Source organism: Pseudomonas brassicae, assembly GCF_010671725.1.
In the GTDB taxonomy this organism is placed as follows: domain Bacteria; phylum Pseudomonadota; class Gammaproteobacteria; order Pseudomonadales; family Pseudomonadaceae; genus Aquipseudomonas; species Aquipseudomonas brassicae.
Genome location: NZ_JAAHBU010000276.1, coordinates 1 through 5920, shown reverse-complemented (window position 1 = coordinate 5920; position 5920 = coordinate 1). Strand labels below are relative to the sequence as shown.

Genomic DNA, 5920 nt, shown 5'->3' with positions numbered 1-5920 from the left:
CGGCCAGGATCGCGATCAGGCCGGACGGCCCCATCCACAACGTCAGGTACAGGAACGGCCGCGAGCTGTACAGGCTGCCGCGCTTGCGCAACCACAGGCTCCACAGGCCCACCGCGATCATCAGCATGCCCAGGCCGACCATGATGCGGAACGACCAGAACACCACGGTGGAGTTGGGCCGGTCCTCGGGCGGGAAGTCCTTCATCGCCGGCACCTGTTTATCCAGGCTGTGGGTGAGGATCAGGCTGCCCAGCGCCGGGATCTCCAGCTTGAAGTGGGTGGTCTCGTTCTTCATGTCGGGGATGCCGAACAGGATCAGCGGCGTCGGCTCGTCACCGACGTTTTCCCAGTGGCCTTCGATCGCGGCGATCTTCACCGGCTGATGCTTGAGGGTATTGAGGCCATGGAAGTCGCCGATCACCGCCTGCACCGGCGCCACGATCAGCGCCATCCACATCGCCATCGAGAGCATCTTGCGAATGGCCGGGTTGTCCTTGCCGCGCAGCAGGTGCCAGGCCGCCGAAGCACCGACGAAGAAAGCGGTGGCGACGAACGCGGCGGTCGCCATGTGCGCCAGACGATAGGGGAACGAGGGGTTGAAGATCACCGCGATCCAGTCGACCGGGATCACCCGCCCATCGATGATCTCGAAGCCCTGAGGCGTCTGCATCCAGCTGTTGGAGGCCAGGATCCAGAAGGTCGAGACCAGCGTGCCGAGGGCGACCATGACCGTGGCGAAGAAGTGCAGGCCGCGCCCGACACGGTTCCAGCCGAACAGCATGACGCCCAGAAAGCCGGCTTCGAGGAAAAATGCGGTGAGTACTTCATAGGTGAGCAACGGCCCGGTGACGGCCCCGGCAAAGTCGGAGAAACGGCTCCAGTTGGTGCCGAACTGATAGGCCATGACCAGGCCCGAGACCACCCCCATGCCGAAGTTGACGGCAAAGATCTTCGACCAGAAATGGTACAGGTCGCGGTAGACGCTTTCGTTGGTCTTGAGCCACAGGCCTTCGAGCACTGCCAGGTAACTCGCCAGGCCGATGGTGATGGCCGGGAACAGGATGTGAAAAGAGATGGTAAACGCGAACTGGATTCGGGCGAGATCTAGAGCCTCTAATCCGAACATAGTGCTTCCTCTATCAGGTTTTCCGGCGTCAGGGTCACGGCCTTGGCGCCAACTGCCCCTACGTCATTGAGTGCGGCGAGTTGGAATTGTTCTGAAAACTTCAGCGTCGCAGGGAATTCGGCCCTCCGGGCCACATCGTTGCAACTGAAACCGTTGCAAAAACAACTATTGATCCAGATCAACGATTGCCTCAAAGCATAGTCCTGAACGCGCTGCGCGGTTGTGTGGTCGTTTGCCGCGTGACCGGATGCCTCACCCCCTTTACGAACCGATGAATCAGTGCGCTTACCGAACAGGCACGACGGCTTTTGCAACCTGCTGTTACAAACTGGTGATAATCTCCCTCCTCGCCCCTGCCCAGGCTCTACGTTGCCCATGTCAGCCCATGCACCGCTGTTGCTGCGTCATCACCGTCCATTTCTGGCGTTCTGGTTTGCCCGGGTGTTCACCGCCAGCGGCTTCCAGATGCTCACCGTGGCCATTGGCTGGCACCTCTACCAGTTGACCGGCAACGTGCTCGACCTGGGCCTGGTGGGCTTGGTGGAATTCGCACCGCGGGTGCTGTTCATGCTGCACACCGGGCATGTGGCCGACCGCTATGAGCGACGCCGGGTGGCCGCGCTGTGCCAGGTGGTGCAGGCGCTGATTGCGCTGGTGCTGGTGATCGGCAGCAGCACCCACAGCGTGACCCGCGAGCTGATCTTCGTGCTGGCGTTCCTGCTGGGCAGTGCGCGGTCGTTCGAAATGCCGGCGACCCAGGCACTGCTGCCCAACGTGGTACCTGCGGGGCTGTTCCCGCGCGCGGTGGCCGCATCGGCCTCGGCGATGCAGTCGGCGACCATCGTGGCGCCGGCACTGGGCGGCTTTCTGTATGCCTTTGGCAGCGTCTGGGTGTATGGCCCGGCGGTGCTGCTGTACGTGATTGCCTGCGGCCTGACGCTACGCCTGAGCGCCAGCCAGCAACCGCTCAATCGAAGGCGCGCCAGCCTGGAGTCGCTGCTGGCCGGGGTACGCTTCATCCGTAGCCGCCCGGACGTGCTGGGGGCGGTGTCGCTGGACCTGTTCGCGGTGTTGCTCGGCGGGGCAACCGCGTTGCTGCCGGTATTCGCCAAGGACATCCTGCTGACCGGCCCCTGGGGTCTGGGCCTGTTGCGCTCGGCACCCGCGGTGGGGGCACTGCTGATGTCGGTGTGGCTGGCGCGCTTCCCGGTGGAGCGCAAGGTTGGGCGGGTGATGTTTACCGCCGTGGGGATCTTTGGCGTGGCAACCATTGCCTTCGGGCTGTCGACCTCGTTCTGGTTCTCATTGGCGGTGCTGGCGGTGCTGGGCGCAGCGGACATGATCAGCATGGTGATCCGCGGCGCGTTCGTGCAACTGGAGACGCCAGATGAGATGCGCGGCCGGGTGAGCGCGGTGAACGGGCTGTTCATCGGCGCCTCGAACCAGCTGGGTGAGTTCGAGTCCGGGGTGACCGCGCACTGGTTCGGTACGGTGCCGGCAGTGGTGATGGGCGGGGTGGGCACCCTGGTGGTTACGGGGGTGTGGATCAAGCTGTTTCCCACCCTGGCTGGGCGCGATCATCTGCATACACAGAAACACGAGTGACCGTGTGGCCCCCTTCGCTGGCAAGCCAGCTCCCACAGGGAGACCAGTGATCCGCAGATCGGCGCTTTACCTGTGGGAGCTGGCTTGCCAGCGAAGGGGCCCGTCAGAACACCAGGGTCATCTGGCGCTCATAGCCTGTGCGGCCCTTGTACCCCTGCCCCGTGTCCACCCACCCCGCCGCCCGGTACAGCCCCAGCGCCGCCTGATTGTCGGCATCCACCGACAACTGCAGGCAGCCGATCTGCGGCCACGCCTCGCGCACCCGCTCCGGCAACTGCTCCAGGCAACAGCGCCCCAACCCGCGCCCCTGCTGTCGCCAATCCACCATCAGGGCGTGCAGCGTCGCCGCATCCGCACGGGCCCACGGGGGCAGGTACGCACCACACTTGAGCAGCATGAACGCCTGCGGCACTGCGTCGGCCAGCAAGGCCAACCCCTGCACATCATCGCCCCTGGCGCTGCAACGTGTACAACGCACCCTCGATATCCCCGGCAAACACGCGCTGTGCCGGCAATACCTGGATCGAGGCAAGGCCCTGGCGCTGCGACGGCGTCAGGTCGGCACAGTGGATCAGTTGCAGGCGCATGGTGGGTTGGTCCAAAAGTGGCGGGCATGCTGCTATGATGCGCGGCTTTTTTGCGACCCGTTCAAAAATCACAGAACCCGGTACAGTCTGTGCTTTGCTGAAGGGGTCGAACATTCAAGGCGCCGCAGCGCGCCACGGGGAGCTGGCATGCTGGAAAGGCTGTTTCAACTGAAAGCGCACAACACCAATGTGCGCACCGAAATCCTGGCGGGGGTCACCACCTTCCTGGCCATGGCCTACATCCTGTTCGTCAACCCGAGCATCCTCGGCGAGACCGGCATGGACAAGGGCGCAATCTTCGTCGCCACCTGCCTGGCCGCCGCCATCGGTTCGGCAGTGATGGGGCTGATCGCCAACTACCCGATCGCACTGGCACCGGGCATGGGCCTGAACGCCTTCTTCACCTACACCGTGGTGCTGCACATGGGCCACACCTGGCAAGTGGCGCTGGGGGCGGTGTTCATCTCGGCCGTGCTGTTCTTCCTGCTGTCGATCTTTCGCATCCGCGAATGGATCGTCAACAGCATCCCGCTGCCGCTGCGCTCGGCGATTGCCGCCGGTATCGGCCTGTTCCTGGCGCTGATCGCCCTGCACACGCCGGTATCGTGGTCGATAACCCCGCCACCCTGGTGGGCATGGGCGACCTGCGCAACCCGGCACCGGTGCTCGCCACCCTGGGCTTTTTCCTGATCGTCGCGCTGGAAGCGATGAAGGTGCGCGGCGCGGTGCTGATCGGCATCCTGGCCGTGACCGTGGCCGCCATCGCCATCGGCGCCACCCCGTTCAACGGCATCGTGTCGATGCCACCATCGCTGGCCCCGACCTTCCTGCAACTGGATATCAAGGGCGCGCTGGACGTGGGCCTGATCAGCGTGATCTTCGCCTTTCTGTTCGTCGACCTGTTCGACAACTCCGGCACCCTGATCGGCGTGGCCAAGCGCGCCGGCCTGATGGGCAAGGACGGGCACATGCCAAAAATGGGCCGCGCCCTGATCGCCGACAGCACCGCCGCCATGGCCGGCTCGCTGCTGGGCACCTCGACCACCACCAGCTACATCGAGTCGGCGGCTGGCGTGAGCGCGGGCGGGGCGTACCGGCCTGACCGCCATCGTGGTGGCCGTGCTGTTCCTGCTGGCGCTGTTCTTCGCCCCGCTGGCCGGCAGCGTGCCAGCCTTCGCCACGGCACCGGCGCTGCTGTTCGTCGCCGTGCTGATGGCGTCGGGCCTGGCGGAGATCAACTGGGACGACGTGACCGAAGCCGCACCGGTGGTGGTCACCGCGCTGGCCATGCCACTGACCTATTCGATCGCCAACGGCATCGCCTTCGGCTTCATTTCGTGGACCGTGATCAAGCTGATCTCGGGCCGTCGCCATGAGCTGAACTCGGCGCTGGTGGTGCTCTCCATTCTGTTCGTCATCAAGCTGGGCTGGTTTGCCGCATGAGTACTGTCTACGATCCGACTACCTACACCGCGCAACTCGAAGGCAAGGTACAGCGCCTGCGCGAGCTGCTGGCGCCGTTCGCAGCGCCCGAGCCTGCGGTGTTCGACTCGCCGCGCGAGCACTACCGCCTGCGCGCCGAGTTTCGCCTGTGGCGCGAGAACGAGCAGCGCCACTATGCGATGTTCGCCCCGGGCGAAAAGCACAAGGCGATCCTGATCGACGACTTCCCGATTGCCAGCCAGCGCATCAACCAGTTGATGCCGCAGCTCAAGGCCGCCTGGCAAGCCAGCTCGGCGCTGAGCTTCAAGCTGTTCCAGGTGGAGTTCCTTACGACCCTGGCCGGCGACGCGATGATCACCCTGTGTTATCACCGCCCGCTGGATGCGCACTGGGAAACCGCCGCGCAGCAACTGGCCACGGACCTGGGTGTGAGCGTCATTGGCCGCTCCAAGGGCAAGCGCGTGGTCATCGGTCGCGATTACGCGGTCGAGGAACTGGCCGTGGGCGGTCGCACGTTCCGCTACCGCCAGCCGGAGGGCGCGTTTACCCAGCCCAACGGTACGGTGAACCAGAAGATGCTGAACTGGGCGTTCGACGCACTGGGCGAGCGCCAGGATGACTTGCTGGAGCTGTACTGCGGCAACGGCAACTTCACCCTGCCGCTGGCCACGCGGGTGCGCAAGGTGCTGGCCACCGAGATCAGCAAGACCTCGGTGAACGCCGCCCTGCACAACCTGGACGACAACGGTGTGGATAACGTGCGCCTGGTGCGGCTGTCGGCAGAAGAGTTGACCGAGGCGCTGAACGAGGTGCGGCCGTTCCGGCGCCTGGAAGGCATCGACCTGAAAAGCTACGCGTTCGGTAGCGTGTTCGTCGATCCGCCGCGCGCCGGGATGGACCCGGACACCTGCGAGCTGACGCGGCGTTTCGACAATATCCTGTATATCTCGTGCAACCCCGAGACGCTGGCGGCGAACATCGAGCAGTTGCACGATACGCACCGCATCGAGCGCTGTGCGTTGTTTGACCAGTTCCCGTATACGCACCATATGGAGAGCGGGGTGTTGCTGGTTCGGCGCTAGGCCCGTATCGGCGGCGCCTGCTTCGCTGGCAAGCCAGCTCCCACAAGGACAGCGGTGATCCTTGTGGGAGCTGGCTT

At 64.5% G+C, this 5920-nt stretch carries 5 protein-coding genes and 1 pseudogene; 3 read left to right on the top strand and 3 right to left on the bottom strand.

Translation table 11 applies throughout. The annotated features are described in order from the left end of the window. Window positions 1–1126, bottom strand: a 1126-nt coding sequence (locus tag G3436_RS18295) for a cytochrome ubiquinol oxidase subunit I (protein WP_163947731.1), incomplete at its 3' end; no start/stop codon positions are given. A 375-nt stretch (window positions 1127–1501) separates the two neighbouring features. On the opposite strand from G3436_RS18295, the gene G3436_RS18290 reads away from it, so the two are divergent. Beyond that, window positions 1502–2731 (top strand): MFS transporter, encoded by a 1230-nt coding sequence (locus tag G3436_RS18290; protein ID WP_163947728.1) that lies wholly within the window; start codon window positions 1502–1504, stop codon window positions 2729–2731. 103 nt (window positions 2732–2834) lie between these two features. Here the strand turns inward: G3436_RS18290 and G3436_RS18285 are convergent, their stop codons facing one another. Both G3436_RS18285 and G3436_RS28620 read right to left on the bottom strand, forming a co-directional pair. Then, window positions 2835–3173, bottom strand: coding sequence for a GNAT family N-acetyltransferase (locus G3436_RS18285; protein ID WP_338001282.1), 339 nt, complete (start codon window positions 3171–3173; stop codon window positions 2835–2837). Between the two features lies 1 nt (window position 3174). After that, window positions 3175–3318 (bottom strand): hypothetical protein, encoded by a 144-nt coding sequence (locus tag G3436_RS28620; protein WP_338001281.1) that lies wholly within the window; start codon window positions 3316–3318, stop codon window positions 3175–3177. A gap of 147 nt (window positions 3319–3465) precedes the next feature. Here G3436_RS28620 and G3436_RS18280 point away from each other — a divergent pair. Both G3436_RS18280 and trmA read left to right on the top strand, forming a co-directional pair. Beyond that, a pseudogene (locus tag G3436_RS18280) lies at window positions 3466–4761 on the top strand (NCS2 family permease). Then, window positions 4758–5843, top strand: coding sequence for a tRNA (uridine(54)-C5)-methyltransferase TrmA (trmA, locus tag G3436_RS18275; RefSeq protein WP_163947725.1), 1086 nt, complete (start codon window positions 4758–4760; stop codon window positions 5841–5843). Before G3436_RS18280 ends, trmA begins: the two are co-directional and overlap by 4 nt. Window positions 5844–5920: the final 77 nt, after the last annotated feature.